At 69.1% G+C, this 26,758-nt stretch carries 21 protein-coding genes, 1 tRNA gene and 1 pseudogene; 15 read left to right on the plus strand and 8 right to left on the minus strand.

Translation table 11 applies throughout. The features are described 5' to 3' along the window. The first annotated feature begins 8 nt into the window (after window positions 1–8). The gene (locus tag ABEB17_RS18680; RefSeq protein ID WP_345718260.1) at window positions 9–374 is read left to right on the plus strand and encodes a nuclear transport factor 2 family protein; all 366 of its coding nucleotides are present in this window, start codon (window positions 9–11) and stop codon (window positions 372–374) included. A gap of 190 nt (window positions 375–564) precedes the next feature. Then, a complete protein-coding gene (locus ABEB17_RS18685) occupies window positions 565–1,641 on the plus strand; it encodes a ScyD/ScyE family protein (protein WP_345718261.1) in 1,077 nt (358 codons plus the stop codon). Here the strand turns inward: ABEB17_RS18685 and ABEB17_RS18690 are convergent. Further along, window positions 1,631–3,034, minus strand: a complete 1,404-nt coding sequence (locus tag ABEB17_RS18690; protein WP_345718262.1) for a glycoside hydrolase family 3 C-terminal domain-containing protein — start codon at window positions 3,032–3,034, stop codon at window positions 1,631–1,633. The genes ABEB17_RS18685 and ABEB17_RS18690 overlap by 11 nt on opposite strands. Before the next feature lie 123 nt (window positions 3,035–3,157). Here ABEB17_RS18690 and ABEB17_RS18695 point away from each other — a divergent pair, with 123 nt between their 5' ends. Continuing rightward, window positions 3,158–4,165, plus strand: a complete 1,008-nt coding sequence (locus ABEB17_RS18695; protein WP_345718263.1) for a LacI family DNA-binding transcriptional regulator — start codon at window positions 3,158–3,160, stop codon at window positions 4,163–4,165. 48 nt (window positions 4,166–4,213) lie between these two features. On the opposite strand, the gene ABEB17_RS18700 is transcribed toward ABEB17_RS18695, so the two are convergent. Together ABEB17_RS18700 and ABEB17_RS18705 are read right to left on the minus strand one after the other, a co-directional pair. Then, a complete protein-coding gene (locus ABEB17_RS18700) occupies window positions 4,214–8,227 on the minus strand; it encodes an Ig-like domain-containing protein (protein ID WP_345718264.1) in 4,014 nt (1,337 codons plus the stop codon). Window positions 8,228–8,321: 94 nt separating this feature from the next. Next, window positions 8,322–9,647 carry a chloride channel protein gene (locus ABEB17_RS18705; RefSeq protein ID WP_345718265.1) on the minus strand — a complete coding sequence of 442 codons (1,326 nt, stop codon included), beginning with the start codon at window positions 9,645–9,647 and terminating at the stop codon, window positions 8,322–8,324. Window positions 9,648–9,796: 149 nt separating this feature from the next. Here ABEB17_RS18705 and ABEB17_RS18710 point away from each other — a divergent pair, with 149 nt between their 5' ends. The 3 genes from ABEB17_RS18710 to ABEB17_RS18720 all read left to right on the plus strand — a co-directional run bounded on the left by ABEB17_RS18710 (window position 9,797) and on the right by ABEB17_RS18720 (window position 12,027). After that, window positions 9,797–10,570, plus strand: coding sequence for an HNH endonuclease family protein (locus tag ABEB17_RS18710; RefSeq protein ID WP_345718266.1), 774 nt, complete (start codon window positions 9,797–9,799; stop codon window positions 10,568–10,570). Between the two features lie 73 nt (window positions 10,571–10,643). Next, a complete protein-coding gene (locus ABEB17_RS18715) occupies window positions 10,644–11,201 on the plus strand; it encodes an AAA family ATPase (protein ID WP_345718267.1) in 558 nt (185 codons plus the stop codon). After that, complete coding sequence (locus tag ABEB17_RS18720) at window positions 11,191–12,027, plus strand: ChbG/HpnK family deacetylase (RefSeq protein ID WP_345718268.1); 837 nt, start codon at window positions 11,191–11,193, stop codon at window positions 12,025–12,027. Before ABEB17_RS18715 ends, ABEB17_RS18720 begins: the two co-directional genes overlap by 11 nt. Window positions 12,028–12,042: 15 nt before the next feature. Here ABEB17_RS18720 and ABEB17_RS18725 read toward each other — a convergent pair. Then, a tRNA-Lys gene (locus tag ABEB17_RS18725) sits at window positions 12,043–12,115 on the minus strand. A gap of 571 nt (window positions 12,116–12,686) precedes the next feature. Between ABEB17_RS18725 and ABEB17_RS18730 the strand changes: the two genes are divergently transcribed. The 4 genes from ABEB17_RS18730 (at window position 12,687) to ABEB17_RS18745 (ending at window position 16,947) form a co-directional block, all read left to right on the plus strand. Then, window positions 12,687–13,121, plus strand: coding sequence for an SMI1/KNR4 family protein (locus tag ABEB17_RS18730; RefSeq protein ID WP_345718269.1), 435 nt, complete (start codon window positions 12,687–12,689; stop codon window positions 13,119–13,121). Then, window positions 13,111–13,887, plus strand: coding sequence for a hypothetical protein (locus tag ABEB17_RS18735; RefSeq protein ID WP_345718501.1), 777 nt, complete (start codon window positions 13,111–13,113; stop codon window positions 13,885–13,887). The genes ABEB17_RS18730 and ABEB17_RS18735 overlap by 11 nt, the downstream gene beginning before the upstream one ends. A 476-nt stretch (window positions 13,888–14,363) precedes the next feature. Further along, window positions 14,364–15,485 (plus strand): hypothetical protein, encoded by a 1,122-nt coding sequence (locus ABEB17_RS18740; RefSeq protein ID WP_345718270.1) that lies wholly within the window; start codon window positions 14,364–14,366, stop codon window positions 15,483–15,485. Between the two features lie 373 nt (window positions 15,486–15,858). After that, window positions 15,859–16,947 (plus strand): SNIPE associated domain-containing protein, encoded by a 1,089-nt coding sequence (locus ABEB17_RS18745; RefSeq protein WP_345718271.1) that lies wholly within the window; start codon window positions 15,859–15,861, stop codon window positions 16,945–16,947. Between the two features lie 164 nt (window positions 16,948–17,111). Here ABEB17_RS18745 and ABEB17_RS18750 read toward each other — a convergent pair whose 3' ends face one another. Beyond that, window positions 17,112–18,416: a nuclease-related domain-containing protein gene (locus ABEB17_RS18750; RefSeq protein ID WP_345718272.1), complete on the minus strand. Its 1,305-nt coding sequence runs from the start codon at window positions 18,414–18,416 to the stop codon at window positions 17,112–17,114. Window positions 18,417–18,991: 575 nt separating this feature from the next. Between ABEB17_RS18750 and ABEB17_RS18755 the strand changes: the two genes are divergently transcribed. From ABEB17_RS18755 to ABEB17_RS20040, 3 genes and pseudogenes are all read left to right on the plus strand, one after another. Then, on the plus strand, window positions 18,992–19,444 hold the full coding sequence (locus ABEB17_RS18755; protein WP_345718273.1) for a hypothetical protein: 453 nt from the start codon (window positions 18,992–18,994) through the stop codon (window positions 19,442–19,444). Further along, entirely contained in the window at window positions 19,444–19,791 is a 348-nt protein-coding gene (locus ABEB17_RS18760; protein WP_345718274.1) for a hypothetical protein, read from the plus strand. Before ABEB17_RS18755 ends, ABEB17_RS18760 begins: the two co-directional genes overlap by 1 nt. Continuing rightward, window positions 19,782–19,958 (plus strand): annotated as a pseudogene (locus tag ABEB17_RS20040) (hypothetical protein); the annotation flags it as partial. The gene ABEB17_RS18760 and the pseudogene ABEB17_RS20040, both read left to right, overlap by 10 nt. 384 nt (window positions 19,959–20,342) lie before the next feature. Here ABEB17_RS20040 and ABEB17_RS18765 read toward each other — a convergent pair. Both ABEB17_RS18765 and ABEB17_RS18770 read right to left on the minus strand, forming a co-directional pair. Then, a complete protein-coding gene (locus tag ABEB17_RS18765) occupies window positions 20,343–21,416 on the minus strand; it encodes a hypothetical protein (protein ID WP_345718275.1) in 1,074 nt (357 codons plus the stop codon). 219 nt (window positions 21,417–21,635) lie between these two features. After that, complete coding sequence (locus ABEB17_RS18770; RefSeq protein ID WP_345718276.1) at window positions 21,636–24,161, minus strand: Ig-like domain repeat protein; 2,526 nt, start codon at window positions 24,159–24,161, stop codon at window positions 21,636–21,638. 404 nt (window positions 24,162–24,565) lie between these two features. Here ABEB17_RS18770 and ABEB17_RS18775 point away from each other — a divergent pair, with 404 nt between their 5' ends. Beyond that, window positions 24,566–25,579, plus strand: a complete 1,014-nt coding sequence (locus ABEB17_RS18775; RefSeq protein ID WP_345718277.1) for an NAD(P)-dependent alcohol dehydrogenase — start codon at window positions 24,566–24,568, stop codon at window positions 25,577–25,579. 136 nt (window positions 25,580–25,715) lie between these two features. Here the strand turns inward: ABEB17_RS18775 and ABEB17_RS18780 are convergent, their stop codons facing one another. Continuing rightward, entirely contained in the window at window positions 25,716–26,360 is a 645-nt protein-coding gene (locus ABEB17_RS18780; RefSeq protein ID WP_345718278.1) for a TetR/AcrR family transcriptional regulator, read from the minus strand. A gap of 66 nt (window positions 26,361–26,426) precedes the next feature. Between ABEB17_RS18780 and ABEB17_RS18785 the strand changes: the two genes are divergently transcribed. Continuing rightward, window positions 26,427–26,750 (plus strand): hypothetical protein, encoded by a 324-nt coding sequence (locus ABEB17_RS18785; protein ID WP_345718279.1) that lies wholly within the window; start codon window positions 26,427–26,429, stop codon window positions 26,748–26,750. Window positions 26,751–26,758: the final 8 nt, after the last annotated feature.

A 26,758-nucleotide genomic window follows, 5' to 3' on the forward strand; every position in this document is an offset into this window, starting at 1 on the left:
AGACGATCATGACCACCATCACCACCGCCGCCCCGGACGTCAGCTCACTCGTGCAGGGCATCGAGGGACGGGACGGCCGCGCCGTCGCCGCCTGGTACGCCCCGGACGCGACGCTCACCGTGGTCGACCGGAACCACCCGCCGTCGCAGCCGCAGGTGTTCACGGGCACCGCGCAGATCGCGGCGCTGCTCACGGACGTGTGCTCGCGGGAGATGACGCACGAGGTCCGCGACCTCGTGGTCACCCCCGACCGGCTCGCCTTCACCGAGCACTGCACCTACGCGGACGGGACCAAGGTGCTGTGCGGCACGGTCGCCACGCTCTCCCATGGGTTGATCACCCAGCAGACCGCGCTGCAGGTCTGGGACGAGTAGCCGCCGGCCCGACGCAGACCTGTTGATTCGCAACGGTTGTCCCGTTTGACGCGCACGCAGCGCACGCGATCAGTAGCGATGCGTAGGAGTTTGACCCGAATGCTTTTCACCACCGCACAAGGCTGGCACCCTCGATGAGGTCCGGCGTCGTCCTGACGCCGGACCTCGTTGTCCGGCTAGGGGAGCCTCCATGGCACGACGCCTACTCATCGGCAGCACCACCCTCGCGGCCGCCGCCGCGCTCGTCCTCGCGACACCCGGCGCGGCCTCCGCGCACTCCCACTCGCACGGCCCGACGGTGACGGTGCTGAACAGCACCGTCGGCGCGCCGTTCCAGCTCGCGTACCGGCACGGCCTCGTGGTCGCGGACGGCGCGACGTCCACCGTGTCCCGGGTCAACGGCCCGGTGCTCGCCCACGGTCCGACGCCGGGCGAGGTCGCCGGCGTCGCGTTCGCGCCGGACGGCGCCATGGCCTACACGTCGCTCGACTACACCAACGGCAACGCGACGCTCACCATCACGCGCCAGGGCAAGGCACCGGTGGTGGCGGACCTGTCCGGCTTCGAGGCCAGTCACAACCCCGACCAGAACGTCACGTACGGCGTCGACAACCCGAGCCAGTGCGTCCAGGACGCCTTCGAGCCGCTCGGCGGCGCGACCAGCCAGGGCGGCGTGGACTCGCACGCGTACTCGGTGACCAGCTGGCTGTTCGGTAGCTGGATCGTCGCCGACGCAGGCGGCAACGACCTGCTGAAGGTCGACCGTTGGGGGCACGTTTCCCTGCTCAAGGTGCTGCCCCGCCAGCCGCTGGTGGTCACGGCAGACATCGCCGCTGGGCTCGGTCTGCCGGACTGCGTCGTCGGCGTCACGTACAACTTCGAGCCCGTGCCGACGGACGTCGAGGTCGGGCCCTGGGGGCATCTGTACGTGTCCCTGCTGCCGGGTGGCCCTGAAGGACCCCAGCTGGGCGCGCGCGGGAGCGTCTACACGGTGAACCCGTTCACGCGGTCGACGCACCGGGTGGCGACCGGCTTCCTCGGCGCGACCAACGTCGCCGTCGACCACCGCGGCACGGTCTACGTGGCCGAGCTCTTCGGCGGGCAGATCAGCACGATCCAGCACGGCAAGGTGAAGCCGTACGTCCAGCTGCCCGGGGCACTCGCCGTCGAGCTGGCCGGGGACAAGCTGTTCGCCAGCACGCTCGGCCCGACAGACGAGGAGGGCAACCCCACCGGACCCGGTTCGGTCGTCCGGATCAACCGCTGATGCGTGGCGGCCCCACCACGGCGAACTGCGCGGTGGGGCCGTCCTGCACCATCCCGCCGGTGTCTGCGGCGTGGAGCTCGAAGCGCCCGGGCTCGCCGGCGGGCAGGGTGAAGGCGAGCTCCCGGGTCTGGCCGGCCGCCAGCGGAACGCGGGCGAAGCCGACCAGCCGCCGGTCGACGTAGAGCTGCACGACGTCCTCGCCCCGACGGCCGCCGTCGTTGGTCACCAGCAACCGCGCCTGGACCTGCCCGGCGGCGGGCACCTGGTCGACGTCCACCGTCAGGTCGCGCAGCGTGAAGCTGGTGTAGGACAGGCCGTGTCCCAGTCCGTAGCGGGTCGTGGGGATCGCGACCGGCAGGTGTCCCGACGGGTTCACCAGGCCACTGAGGACACCCGCCACCGCCTGGGCTCCGAGCCGTCCGGGGAAGAACGCCTGCACGATGGCCCCCACGCGCCCGACGTACTCCCCCAGGGCGTACGGGCGTCCGGACAGCAGGACGAGGACGGTCGGCGTGCCTGTGGCCAGCACGGCCTCGACCAGCTCGTGCTGGGCACCCGGTAGCCGCAGGTCGCCCACGTCGCAGCCCTCGCCCGAGGTGCCGACCCCGAACGGCCCCGAGACGTCGCCCACGGCGAGCACGCAGACGTCGGCGGACGCCGCGAGCGCGGCGGCGGCGGGCACGCCGCTGACGTCGGCCCGCTCCGCCGAGACGCCTGCGGCACAGCGCATCTGGGCGCGCGGCCACTCCTGGCGCAGCGCCTGGACCAGGGTCTCGACTCGCCGGCCGGCGCCGACCCGCGCCGGCCCGCGACGGGGGAAGGCGTTGCTCGCGACCAGCGATCGCACCTCGTCGGCGCACGGGCCGACGACTGCGACGGAGGCCGGAGCGGGCAGCGGCAAGAGGCCGTCGTTCTCCAGCAGCACGATGGACCGCTCGGCCATCCGAGCCGCCAGGGACCGCAGCCACGGCGAGTCGAGGTCCGGCGCCCGCAGCGGCTGGACGGCATCGGGCTCGCGGCGCCGCGCCGAGACCGCGACCCCGCCGGACTCCAGCCCGGCGGTGTACGCGGCGCCCAGCGTGTCGACCAGGTAGGCGTCCTCCCCGAGCGTCTCCTCGGTCCGGCCCCAGCGCGGGTCCCGGCAGACCTCGAGCACCGGGGCCTGCCCCTGGTGCACGCCGACGTCGGTCATGGACCGCGCGACGGCCGCCGCCAGCTCGTGCACCAGCGCGGGATCGAACGTCGCCGCCCAGCCCAGCGGCGTCGGGAACGCCGTGGCCCGCCACGCCGCGAAGCCGGTCAGGCAGTCCGGGGGGACCGGCGCGGGAGCCGGCTGCCAGGCGTCCGGTTCAGCCAGGTCGGCCAGCGCGGTCGCCAGGTCCGTCACGGTCATCCTGACCTCCTGTCGCGGCGTCGCTCGGCGGTCCCGTCACCCTCGGGTGGCCGGAAGTCTCGTCCGGTTGACGCAGGGTGTCAATCGTTATCGATAACGTTTTCGAACGGATATGGTTTCGCCGTGACCACCGCCCGCCGCGTGACCATCCACGACGTCGCCTTCGCCGCCGGCGTGTCCGTCGCCACGGTGTCGAAGGTGGTCAACGGGCGCTACGGCGTGGCCAGCAGCACCACGGAGCGGGTGCAGGGGGTCATCGACGACCTCGGCTACGAGTCCAGCCTCGTGGCCCGCACGCTGCGGGCCCGGCGGACCGGCGTGATCGGCATCCTCGTCGCCGACTTCGAGCCGTTCAGCACCGAGCTGCTCAAGGGTGCCGCCCGGGCGGTGCGGTCCTCCGGCTACGAGCTGGTCGCCTACTCGGCCGGCGGCAGCGGCCTCGAGCAGCCGGGCTGGGAGCGGCGGTACCTGAACCGCCTCAGCGGCACGCTGATCGACGGCGCGGTCCTGGTCACCCCGACGGTCGTGGACGTCGGGTACAGCGCCCCCGTCGTCGCGGTCGACCCGCACACCGGTCACCCGGACATGCCCACCGTCGTCTCGGACAACCAGGACGGCGCGCTGCTGGCCACCGAGCACCTGATCTCGTTGGGGCACCGCGACATCGGCTTCCTGGCCGGGCGCAGCGACCTCGAGTCGGCGCAGCGCCGCGAGGCGGGCTTCCGGCAGGCGATGTCGAAGGCCGGCCTGACGGTGAACGAGCACTGGGTGCAGCCCGGCGACTACGAGGCCGAGCGGGCCGACCCGGCCGCGCACGCCCTGCTGGAGGGCCCGACGCGGCCCACCGCCGTGTTCGCGGCGAACGACCTGTCGGCCATCCAGACGATCACGGTCGCCCGGTCCCTCGGGCTGCGGGTGCCGCTGGACCTGTCGGTCGTCGGCTTCGACAACATCCCCGAGTCGGCCCTCTGCGACCCGGCGCTGACCACTATCGACCAGCCGATCCAGGAGATGGGCTTCCAGGCCGTGCACATGCTGCTCGAGCTCATCGGCGGCCGCGCGCTGGACGCGACGCACCTGAGCCTGCCGACCGCGCTCGTGCAGCGCGGCTCCACCGCTCCCCCGGCCTGACTGGCCTGACTGGTCCGACTGCTCTGACTGCTCTGACTGGTCGACCGATCAGTGCCGGCGCTCGCGCGCGGCCCGGCGCATCCAGCCCCCACCGGCGAGCAGCAGCAGGCCCGCGAGCACCGCGCCCAGCGCGATGCCGCCCGTGTGCGGCAGGAAGGACGGCTGGTCGCCCACGCCACCCTCGCCACCCCCCGGGGCACTCGACGGAACGTCTCCCCCGCCACCGCCGGAGCCGGTCGTCGGGGTGTCGCCGCCGCCACCGGTGTCGGTCGGCGTCGGGGTCGTGGTGGTCGGGGTCGGGGTGGGGGTCGGGGTCGGCGTCGGGGGGGCGGCTTCGGTCACCGTCACGGTGACCTCGGTGGTCGCACACAGCGACAGGTCGTTGCCGGAGCAGCGCGCGTAGCTGAAGGTGTCGACCCCCACGAAGCCGGCGCGGGGGGTGTAGCGGATCCGGCCGTCGTCCAGCACCGTCGCCGTCCCGAACGAGGGCGCGACCCCGATGCCGCTCGCGGGGATCGGCGGTCCGACCGACGAGGTGGACAACAGCGGTGGCCCCGCGTCTCCGAAGTCGTTGGCCGTCACGTCGATGTCGATCGGCACGTCCTGCGGGGTGGTCGCCGAGTCGCGGGCGAGCAGCGGCAGGACGGTGACCGTCACGGTGGTCTCGGCGCACAGCGGGTCGTCCGGCGCGACGCCACCGCCCGGGGTCAGCGAGCAGATGAGGTACGTGAAGGTGTCACGACCGGTGAAGGAGCCGCCGGGCGTGTAGCGCATCCGGCCGAGCTCGGTCCGCACTCCCCCGTGGGCCGGCGCCTGCACGACGCTCGGCGGTGCCACGTCGCCACGGTCGTTCGCGAGGACGTCGACGAGCACCGGCTGCCCCGCGAACGTGGAGGCCAGGTCGCCGACCGCGACGGGGTAGACGCGCAGGTCGAGGGTGGTCTCGTCGCACAGGTCGGCGTCCGGTGCAGGGGCGCAGATCCGGTACGTGAGCTGGTCGTGGCCGGCGAACGTTCCGGTGGGGGCGTACCGCACCTGCCCGGTTGGGCCCACGCTCGCGGTGCCGTGGTCCGGTCCGCTGACGATCGTCGGGGGACCTGGGGTGCCGAGGTCGTTGGCCCGCACGTCGACCACGGTGCCACCGGTCGCGTCGAGCTCGGCGATGTCGAGCCGGGCGATCGGGCTGACCTCCAGCAGCACCTCGGCGGTGTCGCACTCAGCGGGGGCGGCGTCACGGCAGGCCTGCACCTGCGCGCTGTCGCGGCCGGAGAAGTCCTGTGGCGGCTGGTAGCTGATCAGGGGACCACTCACCGTGAGGGTGCCCTGCGCCGGTTCGCGGAGGACCGTGAAGGTCAGTCCAGCGGGATCCTCCGACGGCTCGATGAACCCGAGCACCGGCACGCCGGCACTGGTGGACAGCACCTGGTCGTCGATGACCAGTGGTGGCGTCGGCGGCGGCCCTGCGACGACCTCGACGGTGACCGACGTCTGCCCGCAGGCGGTGCCGTCCGGGCTGCACACCTCGTACTGGAACGTGTCCGTGCCGGTGAAGCCGGCCTCGGGCGTGTACCGGATCACCCCGGGCTGGCCGTCGACCGGCTCGGCGGTGCCGTGCGCCGGTCCTGCGCCGACCACGGTGGGCGGGTCGACGTCCCCGATGTCGTTGGCGCTCACCGGGATGTCGACCGCGGTGTCGACGTCGGTCTGCGCGACGTCCGGGGCGGTCCGCGGGAAGACGGTGACCTGCACGGCTCCGGCGGCGCAGGCCAGTGGTATGCCGTTGTCGCAGGCGATCACCGTGAGCTGGTCGCGTCCGGTGAAGTCGCCCGTGGGCTCGTACCGGAAGGCGCCGTTCGGTTGGACGGTCGCGGTGCCGTGCAACGGTTCCGTGCCGATCCGGTCGAAGGTCACGCTCTGGCCGGCGTCCGGGTCGGTGGCGGTGAGCGTCGCGTCGACGGCGCTGCGCGCGGACGTCGTCAGGACCGCGGGGTCGACGGCCGGCGGCCGGTTCGGCCGCGCCTCCACGGTCACGGTCACGTCGGCGGTGGCGCACACGGTCGGGGCGGTGGGCGCACAGATCGAGTACGTGAAGGCGTCCGAGCCCACGAAACCGGCGTCGGGCGTGTAGACCAGCACGTTGGGGTCGTCGGCGCTGCGGGTGACAGTGCCGTTCGCCGGCGGGTCGGCGAGCTGGGGCGGCGACGTCGCACCGAGGTCGTTGGTGGTCACGGCGATCGCGATGGCGGTGTCCTGCGTCGTGCGGACTGACTCGTCGACGGCCAGCGGGTAGACCACGACGGTGATGGTTCCGGTGTCGCACAGGGACGGCGTCCCGTTGTCGCACCCGGTGACGACGAACGTGTCCTCACCGACGTAGTCGGCGGTCGGCGTGTACGTCAGCTCGCCGCTGGGCTGCACCGACACCGCGCCGTGGCTCGGCCCGGTGGTCAGGGTCACCGTGACGGTCTGGCCCGCGTCCGGGTCGATCGCCGCCGCGGTCGCCGTGATCGGGAAGGTGGCGCGGGTGAACAGCCGCTGGTCCGGGACGACCGGCGGGTGGTTGAGCGGGGGCGCCGGCTCCACGGTCGTCGCGACGCGGGCGGAGTCTGCACTGCCGTCGTTGTTCGAGGGGTTCGGGTCGGCGGTGCTGGACGTCGACGAGACGACGTCCAGGACCTGCCCGGACGACGGTGCGGTGCCGCTGACCGTGAAGGTGAGGCTCTGCCCGGCGGCCACCGTGCCGGGCCGCCAGGTCACCGTGCCGCCCGAGACCGTGCCGGCGTCCGAGGCGGTGACGCCCGTCAGCCCGCCGCTGACGGTGTCGACGACGACGACGTCCTCGGCGGGCTGGGAGCCGGCGTTGTGCACGGTCACCGTGTAGGTGGCGGTGGCGCCCGCGGCGACCGAGGCGGGCCCGGTCTTCGAGGTGGCGACGTCAGTGCTGGCCGGTGGACCCGGCTGGTTGGCGCAGCCCGGCCAGATCTGGGCGTTCCCCGGGTCCGTCACGGTGCCGGCCACGACGTTGGCGACACTGCCGGCCTGGCTGTCGAAGACCGGGCCGGTCGGTGTGCGGTCGTCGACGGTGATCGGGGACGTCGGAGCGTCGCCGACGAACACCCCCTGAGTCCGAGTCGTGCCGGCGAACAGGTACTGGCCGAGGCCGGTGACCGTGTTGTTGTTCTGCAGGTTCAAGCCGATCGTCAGGCCGCTGCTGGTCTGGTTGTAGCGCCCGTTGTTGTTCCAGGTCGACCCACCGGTGCCGGCCGAGCCGGACGCCCCGCCGACCCGCAGCAGGCCCCCGTTGACCACCGTCTGGCTGTTGTTGTCGAACTGGCCGGTGGTGCGCAGGACGCACGCGTTGGACAACCGGCTGCCACCGTTGAACACCATGCCGCCGGTCACCGCGACCGTGCCGGCGTTGGTCAGGACGCCGTTGACGTTGAGCTGGCCGTTCGACGTGAGCGTCCCCGAGTTGACGATCGTGGAGCCGGCGTTGAGGTTGCCGCCGGCCTGCAGCGTGAGCGTCCCGGCGTTGGTGATCAGCGCCCCGCTCCCGGCGTTCATCCCGTTCTGGAAGATGACGGTGCCGTCGGACTCGTTGCGGAGCTCGGCGGAGCCCGAGATGTTGGCGTCGCTGGTGAACGTCAGGGTCCCGTTGTTGATGAACAGGAAGCCGTTGTTGACGCCGACCGAGCCGGTCAGCGTGGACCCGCGGTTGTAGACGGCGCCGGAGACGCCGTTGGCCCACTGCGGTCGCAGCTGGCCGCCCGGCGCGACGCAGATGACAGCGCCGGCCGGGAACGCGTTCACGCCGCCGGCGAACGTGCCGGTGCCCGTGATCAGCAGGACCTGGGTGCTGGTGAGGTTGAGGGTGTCCGTCACCGTCGTGGAGATGGTGTCCGTGGGGCTGGCGCACGCGTCGGCGTAGCTGCGGGCGGGTGGCGGCACGGCAGTGGCCGGCTGCACACCGCCGATGCCGAAGCCCGTGGCCGTCGCGCCGACCAGCAGGCCGCCGAACACCGCGACGAGAGCCGCACTCGCCGTCCGTCGTCCGTGCCTCATCTGCCCCAGCCTGTGCTCGCGCTCGCTGCTCAGCCTCCCCCGTTCAGGGTGAGGGCAGGCGCTGTTGACCGCCGGGTCAACAGGGCGATTCAGGTCAAGACGCGCGTTGGGCGTGCGCCACCGGGGGCAGGCCGAGCGGCGTCTGGTCCATGGCGTGGATGACGATCCAGGCGGCCGCGCAGGCCAGGACCGCGGCCGGGACGGTGTCCAGCCCGTTCGTCCCCACAAGGAGGGCGGAGATGAGCAGGGACGCGAACAGCAGCCGGGTCATCGCCGCCATCCCAGCGGCCGCGCCGACCGCCACGGCGAGCGTCGGCGAGACGTCCAACGGCAGCCCGGCCGCGCTGGCCACGGCGACGCCGATGAAGATCGCCGGGAAGACCGGGCCTCCGCGGAAGCCGCAGCCCAGGCAGACGGCGTAGGCCACGGACTTGCCGACGAGCAGGACCAGCACGATCTCCGTCGAGGTCTGGGACACCAGGGCGGGCAGCGACGCCTGGCCGGAGAAGAGCAGGTCCTGGGAGTCCGCGCCGAGCGCGCGGGTCGCGAGGGCGATGAGTCCGACCGCGAGCCCGCCGAGCACCAGCAGGCCGGGCACGCCGAGTCCGGTGTGCCGCAGGCGTTGCAGGTGGTGCGCCCCGAAGCGGATGAGCGTGCACAGGATGGCGACGACGATGCCCACGGCGATCGCCAGCACCAGGTCCTTCAGGTGCGTGCCCTCGTACGCCGGTAGCCCACTGACCTTCAGCGTCGCCGCGTCGATGCCACCCCAGGAGCCCAGCCCGACGAACAGCAGGTAGCCGACGGCAGCGGCGACCAGACCGGGGAGCAGCAGCGGGATCGCGGCCGCGCCGAGCCCGACGCTGGCCTCGACGAGCAGGATGCCGGCGGGCAGCGGGCCGCCGAAGAGCGCGGAGATCGCCGAGAAGGAGCCGGCCACGGTGAGCGTGGCGCCCCCCGGCCCCTTGACCTTGACCAGGCGGATCATCGCGACGCCGACGACGGACCCGAGCGCGATCAGCGGCGCCTCGGGGCCGAGGACGGCGCCGAACGCCAGCGAACCCAGCGCCGCGAGCGCGACCCCCGGGAGGTGCGAGAGCGGGGTTGGGGTGGCGTCGAGCCCGTTGATCGGTTCGTGGCCGCCGTCGCCGGGGAGCAGCACGCGCGCGGCCGCCACCAGCGCCGCACCGACGACCGGCAGCCCGACCACGAGGTACCAGGGCGGTTCGCTCGCGCCCAGGTGGTTCGGCAGGTCAACCCACAGCAGGTCCTCGAGCCAGTGGACGACCGCGAGGAAGACGGCCGCCAGTCCGGCCGCCGGCAACCCGATGAGCGCGGCCAGCCCGACGAGCTTGAGGTAGGCGCCGCCGGACGGGGCGGTCGCCGGAGCCGGGCCGCTGGGCGTCCCTTCGGGCTCCATGATCCGTCCTCCTGCTGCAGTCGCCCGGCGATTCTCCTCGGCACGTTGCCTGGTGGCGAGTCCGGTGGGCATCACCCGGGCTGGGTGAGGCGCGTCCCAGTTCGCCGACCCGGCTCAAGCGCTGCGGAGCCGGGGTCGATCCTGAGCACGTGACTGTTCGCTCGCGCGCACCCCGGCTCGCCGCCGTCGTGCTGATGGCCGGAGCCCTCCTCGCGGGGTGCCAGTCGGCTCAGGACGTGGGGCCGAGCGACCCCACGACCTCGGCGCCGTCCGCGGCTGCCACGGGGACGACGTCCGGGCGACCGACCTCGTCGGCCGCCCCGTCGGCCGCAGCGGCGCCGGGGACCGCGCTGGCCGCGCTGCGGCGGCTGCCGGTGAAGGGGCGCGCGCCGAAGACCGGCTACTCGCGCGAGCAGTTCGGTCCGGCGTGGAAGGACGTGGATCGCAACGGGTGCGACACCCGCAACGACGTGCTGCGGCGCGACCTGAGGCCGTATGTGCTGAAGGCCGGGACGCACGGGTGCCTGGTGCTGCGCGGCACGCTGAAGGACCCGTACACCGCTCGCACGATTGCGTTCGTGCGCGGGGTCGGGACGTCGTCCGACGTGCAGATCGACCACGTGGTTGCCCTCTCGGACGCCTGGCAGAAGGGTGCCGGGAGGTGGACCGACGCCAAGCGCGAGGCGATCGCGAACGACCCCCTGAACCTGCTGGCGGTGGACGGGCCGACCAACGCCTCGAAGGGGGACGGTGACGCTGCGACCTGGCTGCCGCCGTCCAAGCCCTACCGGTGCTCGTACGTCGCGCGGCAGGTGGCGGTGAAACGCGCGTACGGGCTGTGGGTGACCGCCGCGGAGCGGGACGCGATCGCGCGGGTGCTCGCCACCTGCCCCGGCCAGAAGCTGCCGACCAGAGTGGGGTAGTTCGGCCGTTTCGTCTCCCGGCCTTGCAGGAAACCCCTACACGGCAGGCGGTCGCGCGCCTAGCGTGTGCCGGGTGCCACCGCTGCTGCTGGTGCTCAACGGGCCTCCTGCCGTCGGGAAGTCGACGCTGGCCCGGCGATATGTCGCGGACCACCCCACCTGTCTGAACCTGGACGTCGACGTGCTGCGCGGCTCGCTGGGTGGCTGGCAGAAGGACCCGCACGCGTCCGGCTTGTGGGCCAGAGCCCTCGCACTGTCCATGGCTCGGGTGCACCTGCTCGGCGGTGACAGCGTCGTCGTGCCGCAGCTGATCGCTCGGCCGCAGTTCCTGGACGCGCTCACCGATCTGGCGACCGAGACGGGCGCTCAGCTGGTGGAGGTCGTGCTCGTCGACGACCGGGGCCGGTTGGCGACGCGATTCGCGGAGCGGACGGCGCGGGCCGAGCGTCCGGAGCACGTGGACGCCGGGTGGCTGGCCGCCGCTGGTTCGGACCGGTTGGGACCGACGCTCGAGCGGCTCGAAGCCCTGGTGGCGCAACGGTCGTGTGTCGCCCAGGTCGCGATCACCCCGGACGACGTCGAGGCGACCTACCGTTGCCTGCTGGAGGCGATCGCCGATCATGCTCGCTAGCGAGCGGCTGGGTTTCCCGGCGGACGCGCGGGTGCTCATCATCAACGCGGACGACTTCGGCATGTACCCGGCGATCAACGCGGCTGTGCTGGAGTCGATCGAGCGCGGAGTGGCTAGCTCGTGCTCGCTGATGCCGCCGTGCCCGGGCGCGGCGGAGGCCTTGCGGCTGCTCATGGCTCGACCGAACCTGCCGTTCGGCATCCACCTCACGCTGGTCAGCGAGTCGGCGCGGATGCGGTTCCGCCCGATGGCCGGCCCCGAACGGGTGCCCTCCTTGGTCGACCGCGATGGCTTCCTCATCCTGGCCGAGGATCGAGAGTCGTTGCTGCGCATCGCGATCCTGGGAGAGGTCGAGGTCGAGCTGCGAGCTCAGATCGACTCGGTGCTGCGGACCGGGCTCTCTCCGACCCATCTGGACTGGCACAGCCTCGCCGATGGTGGCCGGTCCGACATCTTCGAGCTCGGGCTCGACCTCGCCGCCCAGTACGGTCTGGCGGCGCGGGTGTGGCTGGAGCCGGGACGCCAGCTAGCACGTGGGCGTGGACTGCCCGTCGTCGACCACCCCTTCGTGGACAGCTTCAGCCTCGGCGTCGAGGGCAAGGCCGAGCGGTTCGCGGCCCTGGTGGAGGCGCTCCCTGCTGGGCTGAGCGAGTGGGCCGTGCACCCCGGTCCAGCCGGGGCAGACGCCGAACCGGCTGACGACGGGCGATGGGTGCGCGCTAGCGATCTGGCTTGGCTGGCTTCCGCGGCGGCCGCGCAGCAGCTGCGAGACGCAGGGATCACCGTGATCGACTACCGCGGGCTCCAAGAGGCCTGGCGCGGGTGACGCGGGTTCGCCGAGTGGGCCCCGTGGGGATCGAACCCACAACCCGCGGATTAAAAGTCCGCTGCTCTGCCAGTTGAGCTAGAGGCCCGGGACATGAGCGTTATAACGGGGAGAACCCTCGGGAGAACCCTCGGGATAACTCTGGTGTCATTCACCCACGATCCGAGCACGAGTATGCCGCAGACCATGCCCGCGTCATCCCGCCGCCTGCGCGAGCAGCTTTGCTGCCCTACGGTGCACTCCCGGCTGTGGCGCGCCGCCGCAGGCGACGTAGCGCGCGTCAGTCGCAGACCTCGGATTGATGTTGCTCTCGTCCGGCGAGCGACACGATGCCGGGCCTTCTCCAGTCCCTCGCCGGGCCGCCGGAGCCAGCAGTGCAGCGCGCATCCGGCGGCCCCCTAGGCCCTGCACTTCGCCCACTTAGACGCTGCACTCCGCCCAACGTGACGCGCCTGCTACCCACCACGGCGGGACGGTTGAGCATGCTCAGCCCGTTCCAGTTCGGAGCCCTTCACACGATCGCCGAAACGTCGGCATGATCAACACAACACCCGTACTCGGAATGGCGGGCTAGGCTCGAATGACCAAAACGGCTTGCAGACGCGGCCTGAGAACCATCCACCCAGAGCGCCAACCGCGACAGCCCCAGGAGTGATGCTGTGTCGAGTGAGCCCGAAGCCATTGCGGGTCTATTGAGGTCTCAGGGGCAGATGAGTTTCGTGGAGCCGGCAACCAACGCGGACATCGAGGCCTTCGAGGCGAGGCATGAGCTTCCACTGCCGTCTCAGCTCAAGCAATGGCTACTCGTTTCGGACGGTGGAGACTTCTTCCTTCCAGCAGGGTTTCAGTTGCTAGGCGTGGCACATCTTCCATTGATTGATGTTGATGACCCCGATCGACCGGATGACAGCTACGTCGTGATCGGCGCGTTGTCGTCCGGTGACCCAGTTCTGTGTGAGAGATCAAGTGAGCGAATCTCGATCTACAACCATGAGGCCGGAAGGATCGAGGACGACGAATCCTTCCCCGACTTCTTCACCTTTCTGACCGGTTTGGTTGCCGTCGTTGGCGCCGGTGAAGACGATGTCGAGTAGGACTGCAGGAGCCAGCCGCGCGATCAAGGAGGCATGGGAGAACGAGCGGCGTCTCGTGCTCGAAGGCAAAGGAACTCGTGACTGGTCGGAAGAGCACCAGAGACAGATCAAGGACAAGGGCAAGGCTTACGACGACCAGGGCAGGGCCTTCGAAGGCCAACACATGAAAAGTGTCTCGTCGCATCCGGAGTATCAGGACGACCCTCGAAACATCCAATTCCTCTCGCGCGAAGAACACCTCGCAGCCCATGGTGGCAATTGGAAGAATCTGACCAACGGCTACTACGACCCAGCGTCCAGGAGAACGTTAAGCTTCGGAAACAGCCCTCCCCAACCGTGCGTCGAGATGACGCTCACGAATCCGCTGTATGTCGATCTCCTCGGCGCAGCCAGCACGCAGACTTCCGGCAGCGCGAGTAAGAATGCGGATTCTCTGACGGACGCGACTGCGGCCTCAACGGGCCGCTGGCGACAGGGGGCCCGATCACTGCAGCGCGTTGCCCAGCAGGCGTCGAAGGATCCACGCGTGCGGGCCGCGGTCGTTTCTGTCATCGCCACAGTGGCCACGGAAGCGCTCAACCGCGCCAGGTCTGCGGGGACACATCGCACCAACGGTCGCTCGACGCATCCATCCATGAGGGCGGCACCGGGCCCCGACACCGATTCTCCGTTTGTAGGCCGTCAGTCGCCCGAGGCGCATAGCGTGAGTGGATACACCAAAAGGAACGGGACCAACGTTCGGCCGTACCGACGAGGCGGGAAGTAGGACGGGGACTGCTGCACCGATCGGTGACACCTTGACGTGCGTCATATCGCCGCGTCAGCGTGCAGTCGAACGAACCAGCAAGGAGCAGCTGGAGGGAGCACTTCGGCATCGTGCAGCGTAGGTAGGCGATGGAGTTGCGTCCTTGCACCGCCTGAAGCCTGCGCGTGTACTCGACGACGTCCCCGGAAGCCTTTCCTGTAGAGGCGTCATTCCGCGGCATGGCGGCCACCTCATGTCTGGCGCCTTTCTCCGGTGGGATTCTTCCGACTCGCAGTTGGCAGACACGAGTAGTGTCGATTGCCGGGGTTCAGACGCGATTGGGGAGTGCCGTGGCTCGACGTGGGTTCTTCGCTGAGATCCACTACCAGAACCAGCAGGCAGAGAAGCGGAAGCGACAGCAAGCTGCGGCTTCGGCGCGCGCCCAGGCCGCAGCTCAGCGAGATCTTGAGCGTGCCCGCCGAGAGTCGGAACGTGCCATGGCTGCGGCGACGAGGGCCAGCGTGGCCGATCAGAAGCAGGCAGAGAAGCTGGCGGCCCAGCTGCATGCCGAAGAGCGCGCTGCCGAGGTTGCCGCCATGAATGCCCAACTGGCAGAGACCTACACGGAGATCGATGGGCTCTTGGCAGCGACGCTTGCGGTGGATGACTACGTGGACCTCGAGTCGTTGAGGGTCGCCTCCGTACAGCACCCGCCGTTCAGCCCTGGGCACCTGGCGACGACAACTCCGACGATGGATCCGCTGGTGTATCCGCCCGAGCCTGTGTACGAGGAACCAGCCGCCCCGAAAGGCATGTTCGCGTCGAAGAAGAAGCACGAGGATGCGATCGCGCGGGCTCAGGCCGCACATCAGGAAGCCGTCCGGCGCTGGAACGAGCACAACCAGGCCCTCTATGCCGGACATGTCGCCGAGTTCGAGCGCCGCCGGGTGGCTGAGCAACAACGGCTGACCCAGTTGGCGGCCGCCGAGGATCGCTATCGCCAGGAATGTCAGGCCCGAGAGGAAGAGGCTCGCTCGCGAAACGAGGCGATCACTAAGTTCATCAACGATCTCGCCTTCGACGTCCCCTCCGCGATTGAAGAGTACGTGGGCGTCGTGCTGTCCAACTCGGTCTATCCGGAGTCCTTCCCTGTTGCGCACGAGCACACGTTCGACCTAGCTACCCGCGAGCTGACCATGACGGCGATGGTCCCAGAGCCAGCCGAGGTTCCGGTCGTCAAGGAGTTCCGATACGTCAAATCGAAGGATGAGATCAGCCCCGCGCCCTTGCCGGCGCGCGAGCAGAAGGATCGGTATGCCGGCGCGGTTTGGCAGGTCGCCGTACGAACCCTCCACGAAGTATTCGAGGCAGACCGGGCCGGCAGGATCCACTCCATCTCCTTATCAGTGGCCACCAGCCGGATCGCCCCGGCGACAGGGCTTACGGAGTCCATCCCGCTCGTCCAGGTCGCGGCCGACCGGAACGCCTTCACCTCCTTCGACCTGGCCAGAGTTGTGCCCAAGGCCACGCTGGAGCATCTCGGGGCCGCGTTGTCGAAGTCGCCGTTCGACCTCACTCCGGCAGACATCGGTCCCGGCGTACGGACTCGAAAGGTCTGACACCATGCGATTCAATCCGCCGCCGGGCTGGCCAACGCCCCCGTCGGGATGGACGCCACCGGCCGGCTGGTCCCCTGACCCTTCCTGGCCGCAGCCGCCGCCCGGATGGCAACTGTGGCTCTCAGACGAAGCGGACGTCGCTGACGCACGCGAATCGTCGAACGCGCCGCCGACGATCCCACCAGCCCGGCCGGATTCCGCTACCCCAAGACCGGTCACCCCAATCTCAGCTGGCGATGCGCTCGAACCGGGCACATCCGCGCCGCCGACACCAGACTCAGGGACTGTAGAACCGTTCGCGTCCAGCTCGGACGGCGGCGAAATCTCGGCGCTACGTGCCAGGGTTGCCGAGCTAGAAGCGACCCTGGCCCAAGTGCAGTCGGGGCTGGATCCGGTGGAGTTGGACGACCAGCGCGTTTTGCAGGACGTCGGCATCTACCGCTACCACCACCCCCTCGAAGACGCGGCTGCCTACAAGGAGCGCCTGAAGGCGCTCGAGGCGCAGATGGGCGACATCATCAAGATCGGCCGTGGGGTGCTGGCAGCGGACATGTTCACCTTCTCCGGCTCGCTGGCCAAGGGCCGCAAGATGACCGCAGACCTGTCCAAGCTGATGCTGCGCGCCTACAACGCCGAAGCCGACAACTGCGTCCGGTCGCTTCGCTCAGGCAACATCGTCACCGCGAAGAAGCGACTGGAGTCGGCCGTTACGGCGATCCAGCGCCTGGGCGCGATGATGGAAATGCGGGTCAATCCCGACTACCACGCGCTACGGCTGCAGGAGCTCGAGCTCACCGCGGACTACCAGATGAAGGTGCAAGAAGAGCGCGAGCGAGCTCGCGAGGAGCGCGAGCAGCTTCGTGAGCAGCGGCAGGCCGAGCAGGAGCTGGCGGCCGAGCGCGCGCGACTGGACAAAGAACGCGCACACTACGAGAGCGCACTGGTGACGCTACGGGATAAGGGAGACGACACTGCTGCGGACGAACTGGCTGGTCGGCTAGCCGAGATCGACGCCGCGATCGAGGCCAACGACTACCGCATCGCCAACATCCGAGCAGGCTATGTGTACGTGATCTCCAACATCGGCGCTCTCGGACCAGACATGGTCAAGATCGGCATGACCCGCCGCCTGGAGCCTCTGGACCGAGTGCGCGAACTCGGCGACGCATCGGTCCCGTTCCCCTATGACGTGCATGCTCTGTACTTCTCCGAGGACGCGGTCACCCTCGAGAACGAGCTACACAAAACGTTCGCCGACCGAAAGGTGAACCTCGTCAACGAGCGACGAGAGTTCTTCTTCGCCACCCCAGCCGAGGTACAAGCAGTACTGCTGGAGAAGGCAGGCGGACTGCTGCAGTTCGTCGAGAAGCCGGAGGCACTCCAGTACTTCCAGAGTCGAACCCGCTGGCCGCAATGGGTCAACCCGCCTAATGAGACCGGCATTCGGGGCGACCGCGAGTAGGTCTCTGGCTCTAGCCAATGCGCCGCCGAGGTCCGTCGCGCCGGCGCCAGGACGTGCGTCATTCCGCCGCGAGCGTCGCCCGCACTTGCCCGTACTGGTATGCGCAGGGGTATCTGCGATCTGCTGGGCCGGGGCCAAGGCTCGATGCGCTCGGATCGCGAGGGTCAGGGCTTCAGGTTCGTGAGCACGATCGCCGCGTATGCGCGGGCCGTCTTGTCTGCCGCGGCTGTGCTGATCCGATGGCCGCCGTGAGCTGTCTGGATGTCGATGACAACTTCGACGTTCTGGGCGGCGGTCGCGACCGGCTTCGACCCGGGGACGTTGGCACCTTGAGGTACCAGCAGGTGCCGGTTCCCGTACGCATCGGTCCGCGTGACCGGCTCATGCGAGGTGGCCACAACCAGGTAGCCGGTGGAGATGGCGACTTGGCCGCTGTGCGTGCCGGGAGTCACCGACCACAGGCAGGTCCGCTTCGAAGCCTGCACCAGGTACACCGGTGCACCGACCAACTTCGTCACCTGCGCGGCGTTCACACCCAGGCAGGAGCCGGCGGTGGTGGACGTGTTACCGGTGTTCTGACCCGAAGGGCGTGAGGCGGTTTGGTCGATCATCGCGACGGCCCCGAGCCACACGATCGCGAGCATGATCAAGCACCCGAGCGCCGACAGCAGCGAGGACTTCCTTCGCGACCGCGCGCTTCCCCGCGTCGTCTTGCCGGGCCGCCCCGGGCCGGCGGCGTCCCCACCACGGCGACCGGGGCCAGCTGCCCGCACCTGCGTCCGCGGCGCTGACGGCAGCGCGCGAGCCCGATTCCCCTTCCGCGGGATCGGCAGCTCAATGGTTCTGGCTGGCGCGACTGCGGCTGGCGGGAAGGTGACCGCCATGCGATTGGCCAAGCCCTGCACCTGATCCGGAGCCAGCACAGGCGGCAACCTGGCAACCCATTCCGCCAGATCGCCCACGGGAACGACGGCAACGCCTGCCACCATCTGCGGTGGCCCGAAGCCCGCGGCCCGGTCTCCGGCCAGACAGAGCACCGGCGTTACCGGCACGCCGAGGACCTGGGCGACCTCCTCGGCCATCCGCCCAACCTTCTGCGCCTCGGCGGTCTTGCGGTTGCTGTTCCGGCTCCCGCCCTCCCCGAACGTGTGCTGCCACAGGCTGCCCTCATAGACGCTGACCTGCCCAGCCCAATTCTTGGCATCGACCAACATGAGCCCGCCGGTCGTGACAACCAGGTGGTCCAGGTTCACGGCGGATCGGCCCGGACGTAGGAGGCGGTCGTGAAGCACCCGCGGCATTAGAGCGTCGGGCAGGTCGGCCAAAGCGGTCGCTACCCGAAGCTCCCCTTCGGCGCCTGCATCCCAGGCGCCAGCTTCCGCGAGTAGCCGCTCACTGCGCGCGCGTGCAGCCTCGGCCTCAGCTCGCAGTTCGCTGGCCCGCCTCGCTGCAGACACATTCTCAGTCACCTGAACTGCATCGGAAACTGACGGCAAGACCTAAGGACCTACCGAGCCCAGAAGCCCGAGAGGACCAGGTCACCTCACACCGACGAAGAGGCTTGCCCACTACTCCATGGCAACCGCACGCGCGTCATTCCGCCGCGAGGCAGACTCCAGCGATGCGCCGTCCGTCGACTCTGACGCACGCGCCTGCCTTCTCTCGGCGACAATCCTCAAGCCAGCTCTGAGGCAGTGTGGCCGGCAACTGCCGCCGGTTCGAACCGCAACTCGACGCGACTCCAGCAGTCGTCCCGAAGAGTCGCAACCTCAAGCCCGCAGCTCGCGCACAGGAGGTTGGGGCCGTCCAGCCCGTCGTGGGCGCAGCACCCGCTGTTGCGGCGAGGGTCTGGGTGTGGGCTCAACCCGACGCCGTCGACAGGATTGATTGTCAGGCAGCCCAGGGTGCTGGTTGGGATGTCGCCGTCCCAGCCGACTGGGTTCGGATCGACAGCGAGGGACCCGATCGGAAGGGTCGGCCGATATCCATCGGGCAGTTGTTCCGGCTCGGGCATCTCCGCAAGCTGTTCGACTGGTCGTGAAAGGTGCTCGCCGCAGCGACGGCAGATGAGGACGACGAGACCCATGGCCCCAAGCATTGCTCATGCCAGCTCGTGGCAGCCACCACTTCCCGCCTTGCGGCGGCCGAGCCAGTGTCAATCGGCCGCCTGGCGGGCTGCCATGTCGATGGGGATAGCGTCGACGGGTTCGCAGCCTTGCTGCGGTGGCGGTGGGCGTGGCTGGGCGTGGTGCAGTCGCCGCGCGAGGTGAGCATGTCTGCCGAGAAGCTGTTGCCGTTCCAGCCGTTGACGATGACCAGCGCCCAGATCACAGCCGTCTCGTACTTAGCCCGGTACTCCGGTCACACCCACGACCTGTACGCCCACCAGCTGCAACGCTGGTTCGCGTGGTGCGAGACCAACGCCCTGGACCCACTGGTTGGGATCCAACGCGCGCATGTCGAGCTCTTCATCCGCCACTCGGCGAGGCCGGGCTGATGGACTCCACGGTCAACACGATGATGCACGCGGTCCGTGGGTACTTCCGGTTCGCTCACATCGACGGCCTCATCCCGGGCGATCCCGCCGTCTACGCCCGCCTGCCTAGGATCCACCGCGACGAGACCCGCACCCACGGACTGGACCGCCTCGAGCTGATCCGGTTCCTGCAGGTCGCCCAGACGCTCAGCGTGCACCACGGGGCGCTGGCGTTCCTGCTCGGCATCAACGCCCTGCGCGCCTCCGAGGCGGCAGCAGTCCGGATCGAGGACTACGCGGACACGCTGCGCGGCCACCGGGTGCTGCACCTGGTCGGAAGGGGATCAAGCCCGCCACCATGCCGCTGACCGTCCCGGTGCTGCGTGTCCTGGAGGCATGTCGCGGTGAACGTGCGAGCGGAGCGCTGGTTCTAAGACCGACATCGGGCAACCCGGTCGACCGACGCGACGTCGACCGCATGGTCATCCGAATCGCGAAGACCGCCGGCATCCCCAGGCATATCAGCCCGCACTCGCTACGCCATGCCGCAATCACCAACGCCCTGGACGCCGGCGTCCCTTTGCGCGATGCCCAGATCCTCGCCCGTCGCCGACCCCCGCACCACCCAGCACTACGACCGAGCGCGCGGCAAACGCGACCGCCCCGGCGTCCACGTCCTCACCGCCTACGTCGCCGGCGTCTAGCCAGCGCTGATGCGGCGCGGGGGCCTGGTCCTCAGCGCCCAGAATGAAACAGGCAGCCTCCCTGGGCAGCGATGCTCGAAGTCCTTCGCTTGACCCGGGAACACGCGGAAGTAACTATGGTCGCGTGGGTGATGACAGGATTCCCGGCGAAGCAGAACTGCTTCCCAGCGACTATGCATGTCCCGTTCCCACTTGCGAGACGAAGCGAGAAGGCGTCATTCATCCGGTGCCCTGCCCGCGACACCCGACGATTCCATTGGTTTGGATTCGGTTTTCGCAATGACGCGTGCAACATGCTCGTCTGCTGCTAGCAGCGCTGCACCGTAGCCCTTCGCGCTGGAGGTGGCTGCGGCGTAGGACATCCTTGCGAGAAGCAGGCAAACGGCCACGGTGACGATGGTGGTGACATGGAAGAGTCCGCTGTATGTCAACGTGGCTGCAATACCGGCCATGGTCAGGAGAATCCATGCCAAGACCAGCGTGCAGTACATGTTCAGGCGAGTTCGGAAGTCGCTGACTTGAACAGTGAGCCGCTCAGGGATGCGCTCGTAGTTCCGAAGAATGAAGCCTTCGAGATCGCCGCCGTCAGCGAGTTTCATGCGATCCTCACGCGCCCTCAAAGTGTTGCCCAGTCTGGTCGCCATCGTTCGGTGGGCAGCCGGGAAGTTACGGGCCTCTCGCTCTACAGACTCCAGTCGACGAAGCGCCGCAGGCTCAGCGGCCGTTCGCCAGTGCATCAGCAGGTAGTCGGCTTCCGGGTCGGGTGGCGCCTCGTTAGCGCCTGCTCGTAACCTGACTCGCCCCTTCAGCCGCCGCTTGAGCGCTTTGTCGCCACCTGCAAGCTTCCCGAACGATGACTTACGGGTCCGTCGCTCCAGGCGCTTCGCTAGCTTCCGGACTTCCGCGCCCTCGACTTTAAGGGACGTAACCCTCCGTCTCCGAAGTTGGCGAGCCCACCAACGGTCCGTCCAGTAGCCTTCCAGCAACTTGATCATTTCGAACTCGAATGCCTGGGTCATCACCGTCGAAAACACGACCGCGAAAGCCAGGACCAAGGCGCCCCCAACGCTCGGAGTCGCCAGCTGCGATACGGCCGACGCAATCGACGGGAAATCACCATCTGGGTTCGACTGACTGAGCGCCACCATGAACGCAGCGCCTCCCGTCAAGACAATGCCCGGCATCCAAGCGCTGAGGCTCAGCTGGTCAAAAATGCGACCCAGGACGGCGGACAACTCCTTGCTGGCCGGAAGACTGACTCCTGGATTCGATGGTCGATCGCTAGACATGTTCGGCATTTTGCGCGCACGAGCCCCCCATCTGTGGGAGGTAGGCCCCAGCGTGCCGACTCGTCGACCGCGCAGTTCCAGCGGCAGTCACGCGGACTGAGGGGTGGACCGTGAGACGCACTCATGCATTCTGGGCGAGCCGGGTACCTGCGTCATACCGCCGCGAGTGACCGACTTTCGCAGGTCAGGGGCACATTCGAAGCTGCCCCTGAGTCCGGCTCAGCGCACGACGTGCACTGTCGTGACTGTGGTGTGGGAGCCGACGCGGGTACCGATGTTCCAGTAGGCGTGGTTGCTCATCGACTGCGTGAACGTCACACCCAAGGCCCAACGGTTCTTTCCGATGCGCTTGAAGAGGAGGCCGCCGCCCGCCGGACGGCCAGGTGAGGGAGTCGCGTAGATGAACGTCGGACGGTTGGCCGCGGCGACCAGCACCGTGTAGGTGCGGCCGCGGTGGACGACGTAGCGACCGTCGCTCATCGACGCCCCACTGATGGCCACCGACGTGGTGCGGGCGACCAGGCGGGTGCTGCTGCGGTTGCCTGCCCGGTCCGTCGCGGTCGCGACGTAGGTGACCTGGTGTCCGCGCGTCGTCCGCGTCACCGTGCAGGCGGTGACCCCCGACAGGCTGTCGGCGGCGCGGCAGCCGGCGACCGGACCCGTGGCGAAGTATGTTGCCCCGGCTCGGACGCCGGTCACGCGGGCGGTCGGCCGGACGCTGTCGATGTTGATGCCGGTGACCACGGCCGTTGCCGCACCACCGTCGGCGGCGATGATCGTGCGGGTGACCGACTGGCCCGCGGCGTTGCGCGACAGCGTCACCGGAGCAGGGCAGGTCGCGGTCAGCGCGGCGCTGGTCTGGTGGCAGGTGAAGGTCACCGTCACCGATGTGGCGTACCACCCGTGGCGGGATGCCTTCGTGCTCGAGACGGCGGCGGTGATCACCGGGTCGCGGCGGGCCGTGGAGGCCGAGGAGCCGGTGAACGAGGTGTCTCCGGCGTAGATCGTCGAGACCGCCCGGTCGGCGCCGTTGGGAACGCGGTGGGCGAGGGTCGCCGTCCCGCTGGTGAGGCTGGCGCTGCCGATCTTGGTCCCGGCAAGGTAGAAGTCGACGTTCCCGGTGGGGTCGCCGGCGCCCGGCACCGTCGGGGTCACGGTCGCGGTGATGGCGTTCGGGTCTATCGACACCGAGGAGGTGGTCGCGGCCTTGCCGACGGTCAGGGCCTGGGGGGTGGCGCTGGACGCGGCGTATGTGTCCGAATCGGTCGGGGTGAAGACCGCGCCGACCGGGTGCGAGCCGACGGCCAGGCCGGAGCCGACCAGGTTCGAGCTGGTGGCGGTACCGTCCGCGGCGAGTGCGAGGGGGCTGCCGACCGGTGCTCCGTCGAGGGTGAACTGGACGGACCCGTCGTGGGTGCCGCTGACCGCGACCGTGGCGGTGGCCGCCTGGCCGAAGACGACGCCGCCGGTCGGCAGGCTCAGGGTGGTGGCCGTCGCGTTCAGTGCCACGGCCAGGTCCTGGGTCGCGGTCGGAGCGGCGGTGTAGGTGCTGCTGCCGGCCTGATCGGCGGCGATCACGCACTGACCGGCGTGATTGAAGTCGACCTGACCGCCGGTGCTGACCGTGCACGCAGGGCTGGTGGTGCTGAACGTGACCGTGTTGCCCGAGCCACCGCCCGTGGCGGTGACCACGGCGCTGCCGCCCACCGTGGCGTTCGTCGGCGGGACCGAGGTGAAGGTGATGTCCTGGCTTGCGAACGGGGCGATCACCGAGAGCGTGTTGTCGGAGTTGACCACGTAGGCCCGGTGGGTGATGCGGTCGACCTCGACGGCCGTCGGGTGGTCGCCGACCGGGACGGTGGCGAGGATGGCGTTGCTGGTCTTGTCGATCACGGAAACCGTGTTGTCGCCGTAGTTCGTGACGTAGAAGAGACCGGCGGCCGGGTCGATGGCCACATCGGAGGGCTGGGTGCCTGCGGCCAGGGTGCCGGTGATGGCGGCGGCGTCGTTGCTGATGTCCACGACGGAGATGTTCCCGGAGTTGGCGACGTAGGCACGCTGGGTCTCCGGGTCGACCGTGACCTGGGTCGGGCCGCCGAAGCCGTAGAGGGTGTCGAGCGTGGCGGTGCCGGAGATGGTCGACAGGCTCCCGCCGTACAGCGTGGTGGCGTAGGCGCGGTGGGTGGTGGGGTCCACGTCCACCGCCCAGGGGCGGCTCTCCAGGTAGCCGGTTTCGGCGATGGTCGCGGGGCTCTGCGCCGGGTCGATCACCGACATGACCTGGGACCAGTAGTTCACGACGTAGACCAGGTGGGTCGTCGGGTCTACTGCCAGGCCGCGCGGGTTCGACAGCCCGGGGATCGTGTCGACAACGGTGTTGGTGCTGGTGTCGATCACCGATACCGAGCTGCCGTCCACCCCCTCGCCGAGGAATCCGTCTACCCCGTAGTTGGTGACGTAGGCCCGGTCGAGAACGGGGTCGAGTGCGATCCGTTGCGGTGAGTCACCGACCGGGATCGTGGCCTTGACCGTGCCCGTGCTCGTGTCGACCACCGTCACCTGGTTCGAGCTGCCGTCGACGAGGTAGACCGACTGGTGAGCGGGATCGACGACCAGGCTGTCGTTGAGGGGATGCGCGAAGTGGATCGTGTCGACCGGCGCGTAGGACGTCGAAGCGGTCGCGGGAGTCGCCGAACCCGCCATGACAGCTCCGGCGACCAGGGCCATCGTCACCGCACCGAGCACCGCCTTCCTGCCCGAGCGTCCGAGGGCGCGAGCGGATCGGGCGGAGCGGCCGCCGTACGCAGACAGAGGGGAAGGCGTGCAGGCAGAGTCGCCCGAGAGGTGCTGAAGGATGGTGTCCCCCGAGATCGTGGTCGACGAGGATGTCTCGCCAGTTGTTTGGAACGCGTTGGAATGGGCTTCGGTACGCCGAGTCCCAGACTTGACCGTGAACAAGGCTCGACTGAGGTTCAGCGGCTGCGCGGTGGACCGTCTCACCGGCCCACGTTGTCCCGCGGCCGTTGTCGAACCCGTCGGGGCCGGGGACCGGTGTCTCTCTCCAGCATGACGGGCCCACTCAATACGGCACTTGCGCCGCAGTGGTCCCCTGCTTCCCGTGTTCGCTCGGGGACAGTACGGTCCGGAGCATGAGAGCCATCGTCCAGGACCGCTATGGCTCGATCGACGATCTCAGGTTGCGGGAGGTGCCGACTCCGGTGCCGGCCGCGGACGAGGTGCTCGTCCAGGTGCGGGCAGCCTCTGTGCATCCCGACGTATGGCACGTGGTGACCGGTCAACCGGCAGTGCTGCGTCTCATGGGTTCTGGCCTGCAGCAGCCGAAGATGCATGTGCCGGGCACAGACGTCGCCGGGGTAGTGGTGTCCGTGGGTGCTGACGTGACCCGGTTCCGGCAGGGGGACGAGGTCTTCGGGGAAACCATCCGTGGAGTCCAGTGGCGCAACGGCGGTGCCTTCGCAGAGTTCGCCACGGCACCTGAGGAGGGACTCGCACTCAAGCCGTCCACGATCGGCTTCGAAGAAGCGGCAGCCGTTCCGACCGTTGGCCTGATCGCGCTCAACAACCTGCCGCAGCGCCGCGTGCCGGTGGGCCATCGAGTCCTGGTCAACGGTGCCGCTGGCGGCGTGGGCTCCGTGGCGGTTCAGCTCGCGCGGGCGTACGGCGCGGAGGTCACCGCTGTCGACGGCCCACACAAGCTCGACCTCCTACGCGCCTTGGGTGTGGACCGGACCATCGACTACACGATGGAGGACTTCACCCAGAGCAGTGAGCGGTGGGACCTCATCTTCGACGTGCCCGGCAACCACTCCTTCACCGAGATCCGCCAGGTCCTGTCACCGGGCGGTGGCTACGTGCTCATCGGCCATGACGCATTCGGTGCGACCGGGCACCGCTGGCTCGGCAGCATCCCGCGCATGCTGGGGCTGGTAGCCCGCTCTGCGGTCACCCCCGAGCTGCGAGGCGGCTCGTTCGCGTCACCGGACAAGCGCGCGTTGATGGCCATCCTGAGCCAGCTCCTGACGACCGGTCAGCTCCGCGTCGTGATTGATCGGGCGTTCCCACTCGGCGAGGCAAGCCAGGCACTGCACCACCTAGCCTCGGGACAGGCGGTGGGCCGCGTCGTCCTCGTTGTCAGCCCCTGACGGGTGGCTGATCCACAGAAGCCGTCCGCTCCATTCCACCGCGTCGGATCGCCCATGAGGACGCCCGACCGATTGGTTCCTGCGATGCACCTCTGAGGTGCCTGGACTTGCCCGCCGCCGATCTGGCGCCGGTTGGCTAGAGCAGGGCAGCAATGAGCGCTTCGGCGATCCAGGAGCCATAGCGACGCGAGCTCCACCCTCGCTCGAGGACGAGAAGCTCGTACTGCTCGGCGGCGTTGTAGGTCCAGAGCACGTCGCGTGCCTCGCTTCGGGTGATTCCTGTGCGGAGGTGACCAGCTCGATCCAGGTCGGCTGCGAAGTAGGCCATGCCGGCGAGGCGTTCGTCCTGCAGTTGCGTCCAGAGCTGGGCTGCTTCGGGATGGGTGGCCGCCGCGGCACGAATGACGAGCTGGACAGGCACGTGTCGAGGCGCGGTCCGAGCGAGAAAGGCCCCGTACAGCCGAAGCTTGCGTTGAGGGTCTGGTTCGGTGCGGACCTTGGTGAGTTGATCGCGCTCGACCACGGGTACAGATTCGTCATCGCCGGCGATCGCGTTGTCGAAGACTGCCTTGGCGAGCACGGCCTTGTTGGGGAATGCCTTGTAGACGGTCTGGACGGCCACGCCCGACTCGGTCGCAACGCTGTTCATGGTGGTCGCGGCGAATCCTCGCGACAGGAAGAGTTGGTGTGCTGCCGCGATGATCGCGGTCCGCGTGTGGCGTGCTTGTTGCTCTCGGGCCGGCGACCGGTAGTTGCGACGGGGGTTGACGTGATCAGGCATTTAGGTAGATGCTCCTCTATCAGATAGATACAACTCTATCGAAAGATGGGACAGGGGAGGCTCGACATGCCCTATGCAGTCCAGTACGACGTGCCCGGCGATGAAGCGCTCTACGGGAAGATCACAGCGGCCATCGGACCAAAGTTGCCGCCGGCCTTGCGGATGCACTTGGTGGCCAAGGCGCCTTCGGGTCGACTCCGACACATCGAGGTGTGGGACAACGCGGAAGAGCAGGAACGATTCCAGCGCGAGCGTGTCGGACCGGCGATCGCCGCGGTACTGCGCTCGCTGGGCATCGACGATGTTGCCGACCTGCCAGAGAGGGAGACCCTCGAGTTGGTCGACTGCCAAGTACCCGCCATGGCTCCCATGGGTTGGCGAGCAAGCTGATGGTGACG

The sequence above is a fragment of the Angustibacter luteus genome (assembly GCF_039541115.1).
GTDB lineage: Bacteria > Actinomycetota > Actinomycetes > Actinomycetales > Angustibacteraceae > Angustibacter > Angustibacter luteus.